At 59.2% G+C, this 17,491-nt stretch carries 9 protein-coding genes; 5 read left to right on the forward strand and 4 right to left on the reverse strand.

Going from position 1 to position 17,491, the window contains the following annotated elements; all coding sequences use genetic code 11:
* Positions 1-134: 134 nt before the first annotated feature.
* Both RTE01_RS18035 and nemA read left to right on the forward strand, forming a co-directional pair.
* Entirely contained in the window at positions 135-734 is a 600-nt protein-coding gene (locus RTE01_RS18035; RefSeq protein WP_041145842.1) for a TetR/AcrR family transcriptional regulator, read from the forward strand.
* 53 nt (positions 735-787) lie between these two features.
* Complete coding sequence (nemA, locus tag RTE01_RS18040) at positions 788-1,885, forward strand: alkene reductase (protein ID WP_041145843.1); 1,098 nt, start codon at positions 788-790, stop codon at positions 1,883-1,885.
* 133 nt (positions 1,886-2,018) lie between these two features.
* On the opposite strand, the gene RTE01_RS26435 is transcribed toward nemA, so the two are convergent.
* The 4 genes from RTE01_RS26435 to RTE01_RS18060 form a co-directional block, all read right to left on the reverse strand.
* The gene (locus RTE01_RS26435) at positions 2,019-3,344 is read right to left on the reverse strand and encodes a hypothetical protein (RefSeq protein ID WP_141335241.1); all 1,326 of its coding nucleotides are present in this window, start codon (positions 3,342-3,344) and stop codon (positions 2,019-2,021) included.
* Positions 3,345-3,413: 69 nt separating this feature from the next.
* A complete protein-coding gene (locus tag RTE01_RS26195) occupies positions 3,414-4,622 on the reverse strand; it encodes a hypothetical protein (RefSeq protein WP_166793732.1) in 1,209 nt (402 codons plus the stop codon).
* Between the two features lie 132 nt (positions 4,623-4,754).
* A complete protein-coding gene (locus RTE01_RS18055; protein WP_170197857.1) occupies positions 4,755-12,893 on the reverse strand; it encodes an RHS repeat-associated core domain-containing protein in 8,139 nt (2,712 codons plus the stop codon).
* Positions 12,894-13,502: 609 nt separating this feature from the next.
* Complete coding sequence (locus RTE01_RS18060) at positions 13,503-14,435, reverse strand: AraC family transcriptional regulator (RefSeq protein ID WP_134526359.1); 933 nt, start codon at positions 14,433-14,435, stop codon at positions 13,503-13,505.
* 164 nt (positions 14,436-14,599) lie between these two features.
* On the opposite strand from RTE01_RS18060, the gene RTE01_RS18065 reads away from it, so the two are divergent.
* The 3 genes from RTE01_RS18065 to RTE01_RS18075 all read left to right on the forward strand — a co-directional run bounded on the left by RTE01_RS18065 (position 14,600) and on the right by RTE01_RS18075 (position 17,309).
* Positions 14,600-15,433: an oxidoreductase gene (locus tag RTE01_RS18065; protein WP_134526362.1), complete on the forward strand. Its 834-nt coding sequence runs from the start codon at positions 14,600-14,602 to the stop codon at positions 15,431-15,433.
* Between the two features lie 242 nt (positions 15,434-15,675).
* Positions 15,676-16,521 (forward strand): ChaN family lipoprotein, encoded by an 846-nt coding sequence (locus RTE01_RS18070; protein WP_255313544.1) that lies wholly within the window; start codon positions 15,676-15,678, stop codon positions 16,519-16,521.
* 8 nt (positions 16,522-16,529) lie between these two features.
* Positions 16,530-17,309: a TonB family protein gene (locus RTE01_RS18075; protein ID WP_255313542.1), complete on the forward strand. Its 780-nt coding sequence runs from the start codon at positions 16,530-16,532 to the stop codon at positions 17,307-17,309.
* Positions 17,310-17,491 lie beyond the last annotated feature (182 nt).

Here is a 17,491-nt window from a genome sequence, read left to right on the forward strand (position 1 = left end):
CCGGTCACCTCGTTCTCTCTCTCATTGAAGACGTTTCATCCGCGGTTGGCAACTTTTGTTGCTCAGCCTCTGCGCCACACATCATTTAAAATTATCGCTTGCATTAGACCAATCGGTCTACTACAGTGAGCCGCATGAACAAACATAGCGAATGCGATACCCGCGAACATATCCTGGCCACCGGCGAACAGCTGTGCATGCACCGCGGCTTTACCGGGATGGGCCTGAGCGAACTGCTGAAAACGGCGGAAGTGCCGAAGGGCTCTTTCTACCACTATTTTCGCTCGAAGGAAGCTTACGGGGTTGCGCTGCTGGAACATCACTACGCTGGCTATCTGCAGCGGCTGGTGGAACATTTCGCCCACGGCGAAGGCAACTATCGCGATCGTCTGCTGGCCTACTATCAGCATACGCTGACCCAGTTTTGCCAGCAGGGCATTATCAGCGGCTGCCTGACGGTGAAGCTGTCGGCGGAAGTTTGCGATCTGTCGGAGTCGATGCGTACCGAGATGGATAAAGGCGCCAGCCAGATTATTACCCTGCTTGGAGAAGCGCTGGAAAAGGGCCGTCAGGAAGGGAGCCTGGTTTTCAGCGGCGACGCGTTAACGCTGTCGCAGGTGCTCTACTCTTTATGGCTGGGCGCCAACCTGCAGGCCAAGATTACGCGCAGCGCAACGCCGCTTGAAAGCGCCCTTGCCCATGCCAAAAGTATTATTGCCGCGCCTGGCGTTTAACAGGCGTTTTTATTTAACTCATTTCAAGACGACCGGTCTACTCAGGAGTCATTATGTCCGAATCAAAATTGTTTACCCCGTTGAAAGTGGGTGCTGTCACCGTACCTAACCGTGTGTTTATGGCTCCGTTAACCCGCCTGCGCAGCATCGAGCCCGGCGATATCCCGACTCCGCTGATGGCAGAGTATTACCGCCAACGCGCCAGCTCCGGGCTGATTATCTCCGAAGCGACGCAGATTTCCGCCCAGGCTAAAGGCTATGCCGGCGCCCCGGGTCTGCACAGCCCGGAGCAAATCGCGGCCTGGCAGAAAATCACCGCCGGCGTTCACGCCGAAGCGGGACATATTGCCGTACAGCTGTGGCACACCGGTCGTATCTCGCATAACAGCCTGCAGCCAGGCGGCGCGGCGCCGGTTGCGCCTTCCGCAATCAGCGCCGGCACCCGTACGTCGCTGCGCGATGAGAACGGCCACGCCGTGCGCGCCGATACCTCGATGCCGCGTGCGCTGGAGCTCGATGAGATCCCGGGGATCGTCAACGACTTCCGCCAGGCGGTAGGCAACGCTCGCGACGCCGGCTTCGATCTCGTTGAGCTGCACTCGGCTCACGGCTACCTGCTGCACCAGTTCCTGTCGCCAACCTCTAACCAGCGTAGCGATCAATACGGCGGCAGCGTTGAAAACCGCGCTCGCCTGGTGCTGGAAGTGGTTGATGCGGTCAGTAAAGAGTGGAGCGCCGATCGCATCGGTATCCGCGTATCGCCAATCGGCAGCTTCCAGAACGTCGATAATGGCCCGAACGAAGAAGCCGACGCCCTGTATCTGATTGAAGAGCTGGCTAAACGCGGCATCGCCTACCTGCACATGTCCGAGCCGGACTGGGCCGGCGGCCAGCCGTACAGCGATGAGTTCCGTCAGAAGGTTCGCGACCGCTTCCCGGGCGCCATCATCGGCGCGGGTGCCTACACGGTTGAAAAGGCTAACGATCTGATTAGCAAAGGGCTGATTGACGCCGTGGCTTTCGGCCGCGACTTTATCGCCAACCCGGATCTGGTTGCCCGTCTGAAGCACAAGGCGGCGCTGAACCCGCAGCGTCCGGAGAGCTTCTACGGCGGCGGCGCAGAAGGCTATACCGACTACCCTACGCTGTAACACCCTCTTTTATAGCGACAAAACAATAGCGGCGGCCTGACGCCGCTATTTTTTCATCTGCCCGCCCGCAATCCGCTTAGCGACGCGTTCACCTATCCGCTCATGCATCCCCTCCGACCGCGTATCACGCTCGTCATACCTGAATTTTTTCGCTGCAGGGCTTGTGCTGTAAAATTTCACCGTGGGGAGAGCCGTTGATAAAGACCTGCGCCGCGGGACGAGATTTACCCGCCGTTCCCTTCTCTCCGGGCTCGCCTTTTATGCCGACGCCACCGACCGCGCCGGGCTGCTCATCGGCAAGATTGCCGCCCGCGCCTGCGGCCCCGCCGCTACCGCCCTCACCGCCCCGCCCCGGCGTTCCGGGCATGCTGGCAAGCGCGGTCAGCGAAACGGCGGGGATTAGCGCTTCCGGCACCTCAATATAGAGGCTGGACGAGATGCCGCCGTTACCGGCCTGGCCGCCGTTGCCGCCTCGGCCTCCCGAACCGCCATCGCCGCCCCGTCCCGGCGGCCGCCTGTCGCTACGGGTGAGTAATCCCTCACCGCCATGGCCGCCGCTGCCACCGGCACCGCCGTCGCCACCGTTACCGCCATCGCCTCCCGGCCCGGCCTGGGTGAATATTCGCAGCGGCAGCCCGGCAAAGTTGATCAGCTCCTCAACGTAGATTTCGGCAAGCTTCACCATTCCGCCCTGGCGGCCAAATCCACCGTGCCCACCCGCAGCCCCGGCCTGACCCGCCGCGCCGTCACTCCTGCCGCTCGCGTCAGGATTACTCCAGTAAGGCCCCAGTAAACCACCGCCTGACTTCATGCCGATCCCATGCTCGCCGCCTTCACCGCTGCGGCCGATGCTGCCGTGTACCCCGTGATATTCTCCTCGCCGCCGGTCAACCGAGAAAGGCGTGGGCAAAATCCCGATGTCGTACCCGTCGCGCAGGAGATGATTGCCCCTGCGTTCTATCTTCTGGCAGTGCAGCGAAAAGACGTTCCCCTGGATAATCACCCGCGCGCCGGGCTCCAGAATCAGGCGTTCAATATTGACCGTCGTGTAGAGTTCCTCCATGTAGTCGAGCCCCCATTGGTCGTGGCGGACGCTCAGATCCCAGACTTCATTCGCTTTGACCACCTTTTCTTTTACCGAAACCAGCTTCACCGGCAGAGGTAAATGATGCGATAGCCCGACGGCATCGCGGGGATGAATCACGCCGTCGGCGTAGACAAACTCCTCGCCCCGGTCGTGCATCCCCTGCGCCAGCCGCTGTCTGGCCGCGATCCCCTGATAAAAGACGCGGCTGCGCCGTCGCCGGATTTCCGCAGATGCGCGGCACAGCACCTCCCGTGCGATTTCCAGGGTTGGGATCCGTTGATAGGTAATAATTTCGTGACCATCCATCAGCGCCTCAACATCATGACCCAGTCGGAGCGCAATGGACAAAAAATCAGTTTTTCGTGGCATCATCTTCGTCAGTCCGCCAGAGGGAAAATTGAACCGGCCCGGCGCAGGGCGCCAAACCGGCTTTACACCGCGCTAGCCTGCTACGACATAAATGCTTCCCGGGCTGCCGTTGATCGTCCCTCCTTTCCCCGGCGCGCCCGCGTTGCCTGGGGTGCCGTTGGCACCTTCGCGGCCGTTGCTGGAATGCTTGCCGCCCGAACCGGCGCCGCCTCTTTCTCCTCCGCTGCCGCCGGCACCGCCGCTGCCTCCAAATCCGGGCACCGAAGTCTGGCTAAAGTGGTAAACCTGCGACGTTTTGCCGATGGGAACGGTTACGTAGACATTGTTGCCGTTAACGCCATTCCCGCCGTCGCCGCCGGCACCACCGTGGCCGCCGTTGCCGCCGTTACCCCCGTTGCCGCCGTCGGTACCTTCGCAGCCTGAATCGCAGCCGTGCCCGCCATCCCCCCCTTTCTGGCCCGTACCTCCCGAGCCGCCTTTGCCTCCCGTGCCGCCGCCGCCCGATTGGGTAAACACCACCAGGGTTCCGATGATGTCCTGGGAAATTGTAATATTGGCCTGCAAGTTGGGCTTACCGTCGAGGCCAAACTCCCCCGCGTTGGCGTCTCCTCCATTCGCTCCCTGCACCCCATCGCCGCCGGAGCCTACGCCGGTACACACGCCCGGCGACGCCGGCTGTTTATTGCTCCCGTTTGCCGCCTGGTTCGTCACGCTGCTGCCGTTGCTTCCGGCGGCACCGGAGTCCCCCTCCTTGCCGATGGAGGCTATATGATAGGGTTCGCTGCCGGAGCTGGCGCTGCTGCTGACGATCTCCACAATCTCCGCATTCAGGCTCAGCACCGTGTTTATGGCGGTAATGGAGCCGTTGCCGCTGAACGTCAGCTTGCGGTAGTTGAGTAGTACCGGTTTGCCGCTGGGGCCGTATTGCACCGCGCTGTCGATAGTCACATCCTCGGCGCTCTCAACATCCACCTCTAACGGGAAATAGGCCGCAGCGCGCTGTTGGTCCGCCGGGCTCAGCAGGTGATCGCCGTAGACGTACGACGTGAGACGATGGAGCAGGTGCGCGTGGCTGTCGTCCTGGAAAGCGGCGGCGTTCGCCTGCAGTTGACCGTGCGTTAACGTTCTGCTGTGTGCCGACAGATTACCGGCGAAAAGTGCTTTAAAATCCGCCAGGGATGAGACCATCACCGTGGTTTTCAGCGTCTGGCCCTGCTTTAAAGCATTTATGTCCAGGCCAAATTGGTTTACCAGAGCAAGATAGTTTTGATTTTGGGACATTGATTGATTCCTCATGCGTAAGGACTCTTTCCCCGATGGCAGCTCAATACCGGGGCCTCTTACTGCTCCTGCTTGTGGCGTGCACAAATCCGCGCCATAAAGGGATGCTTTGTGGCTCTTTTGTTATTGGGTTTACAGCATATCGTTGGTAATAAATCGATTTCCCATATCGCCGTCGTTAATCGCCGGGCGTTCGACGGTCGGCCCCGCATGGTCCGGCGCAAATCGGGCGTTCGGCCTGACGGAGACCAGCGCCCCGACCGCGCCAAGCGAGAAGGCAATTTCAAGGTTCACGCCATTCACTTTTTCATCATTCAGGCCGTTGGCTACCAGCGCACCGGTACCGCCGGCAGCAGCACCGGTTACCCCGGCCACGATCCACTTATCCCGCCAGGTGGGCTGAGCGCCCAGAAAGCCCTTGCCCAGGTTGGTCATCAGGCTGCCGGTGACGCCGTTGACCAGGCCGATACCAAAGCTGCTGGTCAGCCCGAGGGCCACGTTATTGCCGTTGATGCCGTTTTCAACCATTTTCCCGGTCACCGCTCCCAACGTAGAGCCTACCGCCTCGACGCCAACCCGGGTGACGAAGTTGGCGGCTTTCACCGCGTTGACGCCGCCTTTGAGAGAGCTCTGCACCACCGTTCCCACGGCGTTGCCCGCGCCCTCGGCCAGAGAGCCGACGCCTGAGGTAAAGGCTCCCGACACCGCGCCTACGGCCTGGTTTTCGCCAAAGTCGGCCCAGCTCAGGGATTTATGCTGCGCAGCCGCCCCCACCTCCGCCGCCGCCGTGCTCAATCCCGCCCCGAGCAGCGCTCCAGAGAGTGGCGTGGCGATGGCGGCACCGTCGGTTACCACATCGAGCGCCACAGCCGCGACGATCTCCAGAGTCGAGATCAGCACCTGGCCAATCCAGCTGAAAATATCGCCCAGCAGAGACTCTCCCGTTGGGTCGGTGTAATCAAAGGGATCGTTGCTGGTATACAGATAAGGGCTGGCCGTTTCATTCTTCGGATCGACCGCGTAGAACGTGCCGGTCAGCGGGCTGTAGAAGCGCGCCCGGTAGTTGTATAGCCCGGTCTCTTCGTCCCACTCCTGGCCGGTATAGCGGTAGCGCAGCAGGCCAGTGTTGCCGACGCTGCCGACCAGCCGCCCGAAGCTGTCGTAGGTAAACTGCGCCACGGCGAGGCCCTGGCTATCCTGCACCAGGCGCACCGATCCGAGGTGATCCTTGATGACCGCGTAGCGCTGCCCTTCGCAGAAGAAGGCGACCAGACCCTGCGGGCCGTAGACGTAATGCGTGACGTCATTTCCGACAACTTCTGACAACGGCTGCGCGTCGAGACCGAAGAGGTAGATCCGCCGGATTATTTGCCGATCGCCGGCGATAAGCTGCTTCATGACCCGCAGCCCTTTATTGCCGTAGGCGAACTGCAGCTGCTTGTCATCCGCGCTGAGGGATATAGACGCGACCTGGAGGCTGCCGGCAACGTAGTCGAACGTCAGGCTGCTGCGATCCGCCGTCTCTGAACGACTGACCGTTTTCACCGCGCCGCTTGCGGTATAGGTGAAATCCCAGTCGGCGCTCTCAGCACCGCTCAGGCTGGCGATTTTGTCGCTTCCCGGCACATAGCTGAGCTGCTGGGGCTGCCCGCCTGCGATGCGCGAGAGCGTATTGCCGTTGGGATCGTAGGTAACGTTGCGCAGATCCCACAGGTTCTGCTGCTGACAGAGGGCCTGAGTAACGCGGTTGAGCTCATCGTAGCTCACCGATACCGTCGTATTCAGCCCCTGAGCCGACTCGCCGCTGAAGCGGGATTCGACCTCCTGCACCTTGCCATCGTCATAGCGGCTGAGAATATTCTCTTCAAAGCCCTGATGCGCCTGGGGCTCGGTATTGGCCTGCAGCCATCCCGGCGAGTAGTAGGTAAAATCCTGCTCCTGCAGCCCGGCATTCAGGGTCCCAGAGAGCGGATTATCATCCGGCGCCCAGCGGAAAGATTGATACAGCTGCGGCGCCTGCGGCGATCCAATGGCGACCACCCGCTCCAGCTCATCATATTGATAACATACCGCAGGGAACCCGCTGCGGTCGCTTTTGGGGTAAATCACCTGCGACATCTTACCGCCGAAGGTGTAGCTGAATGAGGTTGTACTGTCATCGAGGAGCTGACCCTCCTGGCTCAGCTGCACCCGCTTGTGCTCCACCCGACCGCAGCTGTCGTAGCGCAGCGTCTCCTGGCTGACGGTGGTATTCAGCGCGTTAAAAACCCGCGTCTGTTCCACTTTACCCAGGCCGTTGATATCCCCGTTGTCGTAACCGACGTACTGAAGCGTCTTTTGGATCCGCTGCGCGGCGTCCGCCTGCGGCCACTGCGGCTGATTGGCCCTGCCCCGCAGAACGCTGGCCTGCCACGGGCCGGAATAGATCCCTTTTTCCACCAGCCGGTTCAAGCCATCGTATTTAAAGTAGACGTAATATCCCGCGCTGGCGCCTTGCGCATCCTGCATAAACCGGATGAGCCCGGCGGCGTTATAGACATAGTTCACCTCACCCATATCAGGGTGGGACAAGCGCACGCGCCGTTCGAGGCGATCGTACTGCTGCAGTTCAAAAAACGCCGCCTTCTGGCTAATGCTATCGGCAAACTGGTTGGGAAAAGCGTGTCGCGTCAGGCGGCCCTCGGCGTTGAGCGAGAGAAGATCCTTGCTGACGATCCCGCTACCGGTGCGAATAATTTCATTTTGGTTGCTATCGAGCAGCAGGCTGCTGCTGACGCCTAAGGGGCTGGTTTGTACCTGCACAAAATAGCGTTTATCCGGCAAGCCTTGCGCTGCCGCCAGGGGAATATTGCCGTTATTCCCGTAACGATACTTCAGCGTATGCCGCTGCTCCTCCGGCGTGGTTGCCATATCGGCGATCGCAAAACGCTTCCCGGGTTTCCCCACTTCCACGACCCGAGCCAGCGGGGATGCCTCCAGCCGATTGCGCAAATAGGGGTACTGCAGGTCGTCTGAAACGCCGTTTTCCCCGTTGTAGTACTGGGATATCTCACCCTGCATGGCGCCGCTGCTATCCAGGTGGGTCAGGAAGTCATCAATCTGGACAAAATCCGGGTTATAGCGCATCAGAGGGCGCGACATCCCCACGGAACCAAAGCGAGCCAGGCCGTTTTTGGTGACCACAATCCGCTGGCCGCGTGCGCTGTAGATCGCCTGGCGGACAAGCGCGTTGGCCTCGAAAAGCGTTTGGTACTGGTGCGCATAGGCCGCCCCATCCTGAAACACCACGCTGAATTTAGGCTCCCGCACCAGGGCGAGGTTCTGGATCCCGAGCGCATTTTTGCCGGTGGAGATAGTCACCCTCTGGCCGACGGCCCCCCCCGGCGTGGCGCTGAATATCAGCTGGTTATTGGCATAAAACAGCAGCGCTGACGGGGTGCAAATCAGCAGACAGCTCTGCGGCACCAGGCTTTGCTCAACCACGGGCGTCAGCGGCTGGCCGGCCAGCGTCCCGCGCCAGGCCGCGGCGGCCGCTGACCACTTGAGTGACACCGCCTCCCCTACGGAAAGGGTGAAATCGTCCGCGGACTGCGGCGCGCCTCCCGCGACGCTGAACAGCTCGCAAGAAAGCGCGAACGGCTTATCCTGCTGCGGGCTGCTTAGCGAACCGCTCTGCGCCGGGTTGATATGCGATAGCTGCCCGCTGTCGACTCGCCACTCTTCGGGACTTCCCGAGAGCTGCCAGGTACGCCGCCACGTTTCCCCTTCGCTAAAGGTGGTCATCTCCCCCCCGCCCAGCGCGCTGATGGTTAGAGATTGATTCGGTTCACCCGGTGCAAACGCCGCGTGCGCCTGACGAGACAAGAAGGTGTAGGTCAGCGTGCTGACGGCGTTCAGATAGTCATCGCTGGTGCCCGCAGAGCGGTTATAGCGATCGTAATAGTAGCGCCGCATCATGGTGCCGGCCCCCAGCTGATTCGCACGCAGCCGGTACTTCACGCTATACGCCGTTGCCGCAAAGCGGCTTTGTGCAGGAACAAACCGCACGTTGTCGAGCAGCACGGCCTGCGCCGTCGCGTTTATGGCCTCCAGCACCACCTGCAGCACGCCCGACTGCGCGTACGCCGCGAGATCGAGCCGCAGATAGCCGTAGCGCCACTCCCCCTGCGTGGCGGCAAAATCGAAGGAGAAGCTGGCAACGGTTTCGCCGCCCGACGCCCGCAGTACCGCCTGCCACCCGGCCTGCGCCGCCGGGGAAAAACCGTCCGCCGTGCAGTACCAGAACCCCAGCACGTAGGTCCGGTCCTGACGCTGCGGGCAGAGCACGCCGCGCAGGCTGCCTCCGGAAATCAGTCGCAGGCTGGCATTGCCGGTGTAACAGTCGCCAGAGACTATCCCCGCGCCGCCGGCTGGCTGCCAGCACTGCGGATCCTCGTAGCGTTCAAATCCGTAGTAGCTGCACTCCTGCTGTGCGCTGCTCGCATTTTGTATCCTCGCGACCTGATACTGCTGTCGCGCGTCGTACAGCGCCGTCTCGGTATTTCCCGACACGTCCTCCGTTTCCATCACCAGCCCGGCGGCGCTGCGCACCCCCACCCGGGATTGGCACAGCCAGCCGGTAAACTGCGAAAAATCGTAAGGCGGCGCCCGATCGCCGCGCCAGGCGCTAAAGTTAAAGTCGGGCGGTTCCTCGCCGCCAAGCCAGCGATAGTGCGCCGCAACGGCCATCACCGCGAGCCGCACTCCGTCAGCAATCTGCGGTCCGTCGGAGGGCTGCCAGGTGGTGGCCACCACCGATTCAATAATGGCCTCGGCGTCGCCGAGGCGGGTGCTCTTTTGCGTTTGAACGACGGCGGACAGCACGTTGGCATAGAACAGCTCGGGGTAAGCCTGACAGCCCAGCCGCATCGTCTGGATTCGGGTCTCTTTAACACCCTCGACGTTGTAGGACTCGGACTGCTGCGCAACGGCCTCCCCGGTAGCCATATCGTAGCGGCTCTCTTTGCGGGTGCTGACGCCATCCAGGGTCTGTTGCTTCGCTTTCGCCAGAACAAAGGCGCCGTTTATCGGGCTCTCCTGCGTCGATTGCGGCGTCAGTAAAATGGCATTTTGCGCCTGCCATTCCGTTTGCTCGCTGCTGACAACCTGCCCCCCGGCATCAATGCCGATTTTCTCAATCAGCAGTCCGTCGAGTACCGCCGGTGAGCGGGGATTCTCTCCCGGTAGATTCTGCGCAATCCCGTTAAAGTAGCGGTAGGTTTCATAGCCGCAGGTCTGTTTATCTTCAACCCACGAGCTGACCTGATAGAATTTTGCCACCGTGCCGGAGCTATCAACGCTGGCCGAGGCGGCGTCAAAATCATAGTACGTGGTGACGGTATCCATGCCGCGCTGGATCTCCACCTTATAGACCGCGCGGGCGCTAAGATTTTCCGACAGAGATTTGCGCAAATAGCGGTGCAGAAACAGGCTGCTTGCCTGGCTGAAGGCCGCGTTCATCGGCGAGTAGGTGACAAAGCTGTCCGGGCCAGAAGGGGCTTGTCCGTTCCTGTTCTGCATCTGCCCCTGGGCATCGATTAGCTGATAGAAATTGCTGTTGAGAATGCCCGCATTCTGCACCGTCCCGTTGCTTAGCTGGTAAACCTGGGTATTCTGCGCCACCTCTTCGTTTTGGCGCAGCCAGACCATAAAACCCGGGGCCTGATTGATAAGCGAGGTGATGCTGGCATTCGCCGGCAGCAGCGGCTGGAGCGGCATTTGCAGCGGCGCGACCCAGTCGGTGGAGACGCCCCGATAGTACAGGCCGGTGTTAAACGACACGAAATCATTGCTCACCGTCGGGTAGTAGTGGCTCAGACGAGGCTGGGCGGGCTGGGCGTCATACAGTGAGATCGGCGCGGTGAGCCACTGCGAAGAGGTCGTATTGGGATCAAAAACCTGCGCCATGCCGACGATACGGTCAGGCGTATTCTCGCACTTGAGCACCAGGTCATTACCTATGGCAAACCAGTAGAGGCTCTGGTCATCCGGCACCGTACGTATTTGCAGCTCGCTATTTTCTAACCAGTCAACGCCGGTATAACGCAGTAAATTCGGGCCGCTGGCAATCAATCCGCTCGGGGTCACCTGGGCAACCCAGGCGACATTTTTCACCGCGGTACTGGCGCAAAGCTGGCGATACTGACGCGTGGTGACCGGATTAAAGCGCTCGTGCTCATCCCAGGTGAACAGGGAGAGAGCATAGTCGAAGGAGGTTTCCGCCTGATGGGTTACATAGCTTGCCGCACAAACCCACGGGGCGCAGGACAAGGCGAAATTGGCCGCCAGAAGCGTGCCGGCGATGCTGATCTGATGCTCGGGCTGGCTGTCCTGCAGCCGCCACTGGTTAACCTCAGACAGGCAATGCAGATCGATATGATTATTTTTACTGCCCGGCGCCCCCGTAATGTCGTATTTGAGGACAAACAGAATATTCCCGCTGGCCGCCAGCCAGTATCGACCCTGCCCTGGGATAACCCCCTTGCCGTCGTAAATAACCGCTTTCTGCCAACGGCGCGCCAGATTGTCCCACGTAAAACGGGTAACGATATTGCTGTGATAGTCATTGAGCACAAAGAATCGGCTGCCCGCGGTGACCTCAAGGAACATCGTCGGCAGCACCACCGGGTTTGCGTCATACTCCAGCCAGTTGCCGAGGATCCGGTTGTCGCGATGGTAGGCGTAAACGGCCGATGAGAGGCCGTTACCGCGCGGCCATGAGAGGGTAAAAAAGTCGTTTTGGCTATGAACCTGCAGCTGTTCAAGATTCAGGGTATCGCCAAAGGCTGGAACCGCAGGCCGCCAGGCGATCCAGCGCCCGCACCAGGTGTATACCGTAACGGATATCTGGCCGCTCTGGTCATTGCCGTTATACCAGACCAGCACCGCGTAATCCTGGCCAAACCAGATGCGCGGTTCGCTGCCCGGCACCGGCGAGTCAACGCGCAAGGTCCTGGCATTCTCCGGAAAATCCTGTTTTTCATAGAAATAGCAGACCGTGGCACCTTCCGGATAAACGTGGGTCCTGAGCGCGCCCGGGTTCGGATCGCTGGCCGAACAGTAATCAAAGGTCTCTGCGGGTAATGCCGCGCCGTTGGCCTGTTCGACGACCACCGAGGTTAACAGCCGCTTGCAGGCATTACCTCGCAGCAGCGGAGAGGCGTTCTCAGGCAGCGTCAGAAAGGTATCAAGCCGGTAGCCGAGGCGCACGGTATATAATAAATCCGCATCCTCATTAACAACCTCAATATAATTCAGATATTTGCTTTCATATTTCGACTGAAAGGCATCAGGAACATTATTCGGAATGGATTTATTAGCATCCATATATTCACGACGACCGCTGGCGCTTTCCGGTTCGAATATTTTATCGGCATAGCTCAGTCGCACTTCCCTTGAAAAACAATCGACAATTCGACTTAAATAAATGGCTTTGGTATAGCTCAGGCCATCGGCACCCACCGACTGGCGAGTTTGCTGGTAGTAGTAATTATTTTTTTGCCCCCAGCTATTGCTTGAGCTGGTCAAATACCAGGATATCGGATATTGCTGCTGCGTGCGTCGTTGGTTGTGATGGGTAACAATACTCGCGCCGTGCCAGTTCCCCCACTTAACTGCCCACTCAATGCTTTGCGCCATATTATTTTTTTCATCGTTTTGCTGGCTCACTCCGCCGCCAAAGCTACTGGTTATTCCCTGTTTATCAACAATACTCCAGCGTTCATAGCGCGGGTAGTAACTAATACGGCTATAGGTAAAGCTTTGTAATTCGTAATGATAACCCCCGTCATAAATAATCAACCTGCTTTGTGTGGCGCTAATATTTAGTTCCAGTTCGTTAAGCGGGTCGCTGATTGTCCACTGTTCCGCCCCCTCGACCGCTACGATAAGCGCCTCAGCCGAAACCGCGAGCCCCTGCTGCGCCAGCGCGGAAATCAGCTGCGGCGACGGGGCGCGCTCGTCCATCTCGGCGCGATAGCTGATGGGAAGCTCCCCGCGCTGCCAGGGGTTGAGGCTGCGATATAGCCGATTGCTGACGCCATCGCGAACGTAATACAGAATCACATCGCTCCAGCTAGCTGAGCCGGAGTATTCGGCGTGAATACGTTCCAGAGGAAGCGTCCAGCCCATGCCTAATATTCCCGTCGGCGCATCGAGATTCCAGTTGCTGGCAATCATCCCAACGTTGCTGCCGTACTGCGCCGCAATTTTTACAGACAGCCCGTTATTCATGTCTAAATTAACCAAAGGAACACACAGCTCCACCTCTCCGCGAAATAAATTAACATTGGGTTGGACTTTATCTGATTGCGACGCCGTTAATTGCTGAGATTGTATTTCAGGCACTTCAAAAATATCAGGATCCTTTGGAGAAGGCATATAACCCTCCAGCTCATCAGGTAATGGAAATACAAAGATAGCGTTGATTAAAACAAAATCAAGACGGGTTCCAGAAACGTCTTTTCTGCGGCAGGCCGCAGAATCAACATCAGCGGAAGGCAGGCGCGGAGGTGTTTTGCAGCACAGCCACTCTGCGATAAATTCGTTTTCCAGGATTTTATCGCAAAATTCTCTACAAATGAATTAAATTGTATCTTAGAAGATCTTTAATTTAATATGAAAAATAATTCAGAACGGGAGAATTAGTTTCTTTGGAACGTAATTAATAATGCATCGTACATACATATTTAATAAAGCGTGATGGGCAAAGAGTTGTAATATAATCAAGCGCTAATTTGTTTATTATCCGCCGCGCCCGGCGGAGATTAAAAACGAATAGTGCGGGCCGATGATAAAGCGTATGCGGGGCGTTGGGCCGCAGAATGTTCCCCAGCGGACAGCTCAATGCGATGAGACAAACGCGGAGGGCGTAACCGGGGCGGGCAGGGAAAAATTGCGCTTCATGCGCTCAACTTCACGCACCGGCGTCAGGCCAAAAAGCCGCTTAAACTCGCGGCTGAACTGAGAAATGCTCTCATAGCCGACCCGCACGCCGGCGGCGGAGGCGGTCAGGTTGCCGCGCAGCATCAGCAGCCGGGCCTGATGCAGGCGCGTGGATTTGAGGTACTGCATCGGCGAGGTGTTGGTTACCGCCTTGAAGTGGCTGTGAAAGGTCGGAACGCTCATCCCGACCTCTTTTGCCAGGGCGCTAACGTCAAGGCTCTCAGCGTATTGTGCATGGATTTTTCGGATCGCTTTCGCCACCTTGCCAAACTGGCCCTGCATCCGCAGGGCGCTGCGCAGCGCCGGTCCCTGCTCGCCGGTAAGTACCCGGTAATAGATCTCCCTCAGCATCGACGGTCCGAGCATTTCCGCATCCAGCGGCGAAGACATAATCTGCAGAAAGCGTAACACCGAGCCGCCGACCTGCTCATCCATCAGGCTCGACATCATGCTTCGCGGCGCGCCGGCGACGGGGGCGCCGCGACCGTCAAGCTCCAGCAGCAGCTCTGCAGCTAAGGTGAAGTCCAGGCGAATGTAAATGGCCAGCATCGGTTCGGCTGCGCTGGCATCGGTCTGCATGGTAAACGGCACCGGTACGGAGACCATCAGATAATGCCGGGCATCATACAAATAGACATCATTGCCGAGAAACCCCTGCTTTCTCCCCTGCACCACAATAACGATCCCCGGTTCGTATAAAACCGGCGTGCGCTGCAGCGGTCGGTTCGATCGCAAAAAGCGGACGTCGGGCAGCGCGGTAAGGTTGTAGCCCTCCTGCGGGGTCAGGCGGTCCAGCAGCATCACCATTTGCCGGTCATCGGTCGTTGTCATAGAGCCTGCGTTAAAGAAGCGGGAACCTGCGCGAAGTGTGCCACTCCCAGCCAGTCGCGTCCAGACGGCTCATAGGAACAGGCAAAGACCAAAGAGGATCGGGGCTACGCCATACCGCCGTTCGGCCCTATTCTGCCTGCTCAACTTAACGAAGGAGAGTGGATATGCAATCAGCAAAACTATTTTTCATCACCGGCGTCAGCAGCGGATTTGGCCGGGCGCTGGCCGAAGAGGCGCTCAGCGCCGGACATCGGGTGGTCGGAACGCTACGAAACGAGAGCGACCGGGCGCAGTTTGAGGCCCTGTCGCCGGGTCAGTGCTTTGGCAGAGTGCTGGATGTCACCGATTTTGCCGCCATCCCGCCGCTTGTTGATGCCGTAGAGCGGGAAATAGGCGCGGTTGACGTGCTGGTCAATAACGCCGGCTACGGTCATGAGGGGATCATGGAAGAGTCGCCGCTCCAGGAGCTTGTGGCGCAATTCAACGTTAACGTATTTGGCGCGGTGGCGATGATTAAAGCTTTTGTACCCTGGTTCCGCGCGCGCCGCGCCGGTCACATTCTGAATATCACCTCAATGGGCGGATTCATCACCCTGCCCGGCATCAGCTACTACTGCGGGAGTAAGTTCGCCCTGCAGGGTATTTCCGAAACCTTAACCAAAGAGCTTAAGCCCTTTAATATCGCGGTGACGGCGGTTCAGCCGGGATCGTTTCGCACCGACTGGGCCGGACGCTCAATGGTGCGCACAGCCCGTAGCATAGACGATTACGACCTCAGCTTCGGCCCCATTCGCGAAACGCGGATGCAGCGCAGCGGCCACCAGCCGGGCGATCCGCATCGGGCGGCGCGGGCGATGCTGGCGCTGATTCAGCATCCGGCCCCTCCCGCGTCGCTGCTGTTGGGGAGTGACGCGGTGACCCTGGTTAAGGAGAAGCTTCAGCAGATGAGCGCCGGGATCGATGCCTGGGAGGAGATCAGCCGCTCCACGGATGGCTAAAATACGCCGGGGTTCCGTCCAGGGAAGGACGCGAACCCGACCGCCGTTTGACGCTCCCCGCTTCCAGCCCCTCCGTGCAACACCCCTGCCGCGTGGCCCGACGTTTCGGTTAAACCCACACCGCAAATGATAATACGAATGATCTTGATAATCATTATCATTGTTACATATAATTCTGCAAAAATACTCAGCATAGAAATAAACACCACCAATAAAACAGAAAACGGATATTTATGTTTAATATGGAATGCTTGTTAAAATCTCTGGTTGTTAGCGGCACGCTGGCCCTGACGGCATGCCACGGGGCGTCCTCGACGACGCCAGCCCCGTTTCAGGCCTGCGCCTGTATTGTGGATACAGCCTCCGGCAGCACCCTGACGCCGGCGCAGCTTATCGCCAGGATACGCAGCGCCCCGCTAGTCATCGTCGGCGAAGAGCACACCAACGTCCGCCATCATCAGATTGAGCAGTGGCTGCTAAAAAATCTGGCGCAATCCCGCCCTCAGGGCAGCGTACTGCTGGAGATGATCGATATCAGCCAGCAGGAGGCGGTCAACCGGGTCAAGCAGGCCAGCGCGGCCGGAGCGCCGGTCAGCGCCACCCGCGCGGCGGAAACGATGCGCTGGAACAACGGCTGGCCGTGGGATCTCTATCGTGACCTGGTGATGACGGCCCTCGAAGGCCCCTGGCCGCTGATGGCCGCCAACATTAGCCGCCAGCAGGTCAACGAGCTCTATCAGCGCCCCGCTTTCCCGAGCGGAGAGCGCTCTTCCCGCCCGCAGGTGCATGAAGCCCTGTCGGCTATCATCTTCCTGATGCATGACGGTCAAATCAGCGGCGAGCAGGTCATCGCGATGATGGCCATTCAGCAGAATCGCGATCGCTTTATGGCCAAACAGCTCATCCAGGCGCCGCGCCCGGCGCTGCTGATTGCCGGCGGCTACCATGCCGCCAAAGATGTCGGCGTGCCCCTGCATCTCGCCGATTTAGGCGCGGAGAAGCCGCTGGTGGTGATGCTCACCACCGACGGCACCAGCCTGACGGCCAAACAGGCTGACTATATCTGGCCCGTGCCGGCGGTAAAATGAAGAGCGCGATGAATACGCCCCCGATCTTCACGCGCGCGCCGTGGCTCAAGGGCGCCGCAGGCAGCGTGCTGCTCCACGCGGCGCTGGTGCTGCCGTTTATTCTCCATTTTTCCCTCAGGCAGCCCGAGTCGACGCCCGCCGCGGTGATGATTGAATACGCGCCCGAGATGGAGGTCTCCTTCATTCGCCCCGAGCTGCCGCCGGGCGTCAGCCAGCAGCGCAGGGTAGACGCCATGACCGAACGCAAGGCACTGCGTAACAAAGCGCTGCCGAAGCTTCGCGTGCAGGATGACGCAGAGCTTAAGCTGGCGGCGGCAGCCCCGGAAAAAGAGCGCAAAAAGAGAACCGAAACGAAGAAGAAATCGGCCCAGGAGCGTAAAGAAGAGAAGGGAAACTCGACCACCACCAGCCTGGCCGCCCCGCCGGTACAATCCGCGCGGACGCAGCGCAGTGCGGCGCCGCTGGACACCGACGCCGCCAGCATCAGCCAGAGTAAAATCAGCTGGGAATCACTGGTGAAGGGCAAAATCAACAAAATGCGCAACTACCCCGACGACGCCAGGCGGCGCAAACGCACCGGGACGGCCGTTATCGCCTTCAGCGTCGATGAGCGCGGTGAAATACTCAGCACCCGGCTGGTCACCTCATCCGGCACGCTGTCGCTGGATCGGGCGGCGCTTATTGCGCTTGAAAGCGCCCGACCGCTGCCGCCGCCGCCAAAAGAGATGCTCAGAAACGGCGTCCAGAAGGTCACCCTGCCGGTGGAGTTTGGGCTATTAAAAATATAACCCTGGGCATTACCGGTATTAACCGCCGGCCGATTAATAAATTTAAATAGCGTCATTTAATTGATTCATTTCTGCATCACCGACCGCGGCAGGGAAATTAACCCTGCCGGTGGCGGAACTTTTATTTTTTATGCGCAATTTATCGCGGCGCGGTCGTTTGGCTGCGGCGGGTAATGTTGCTC

It is taken from the genome of Klebsiella terrigena (assembly GCF_006539725.1).
In the GTDB taxonomy this organism is placed as follows: domain Bacteria; phylum Pseudomonadota; class Gammaproteobacteria; order Enterobacterales; family Enterobacteriaceae; genus Klebsiella; species Klebsiella terrigena.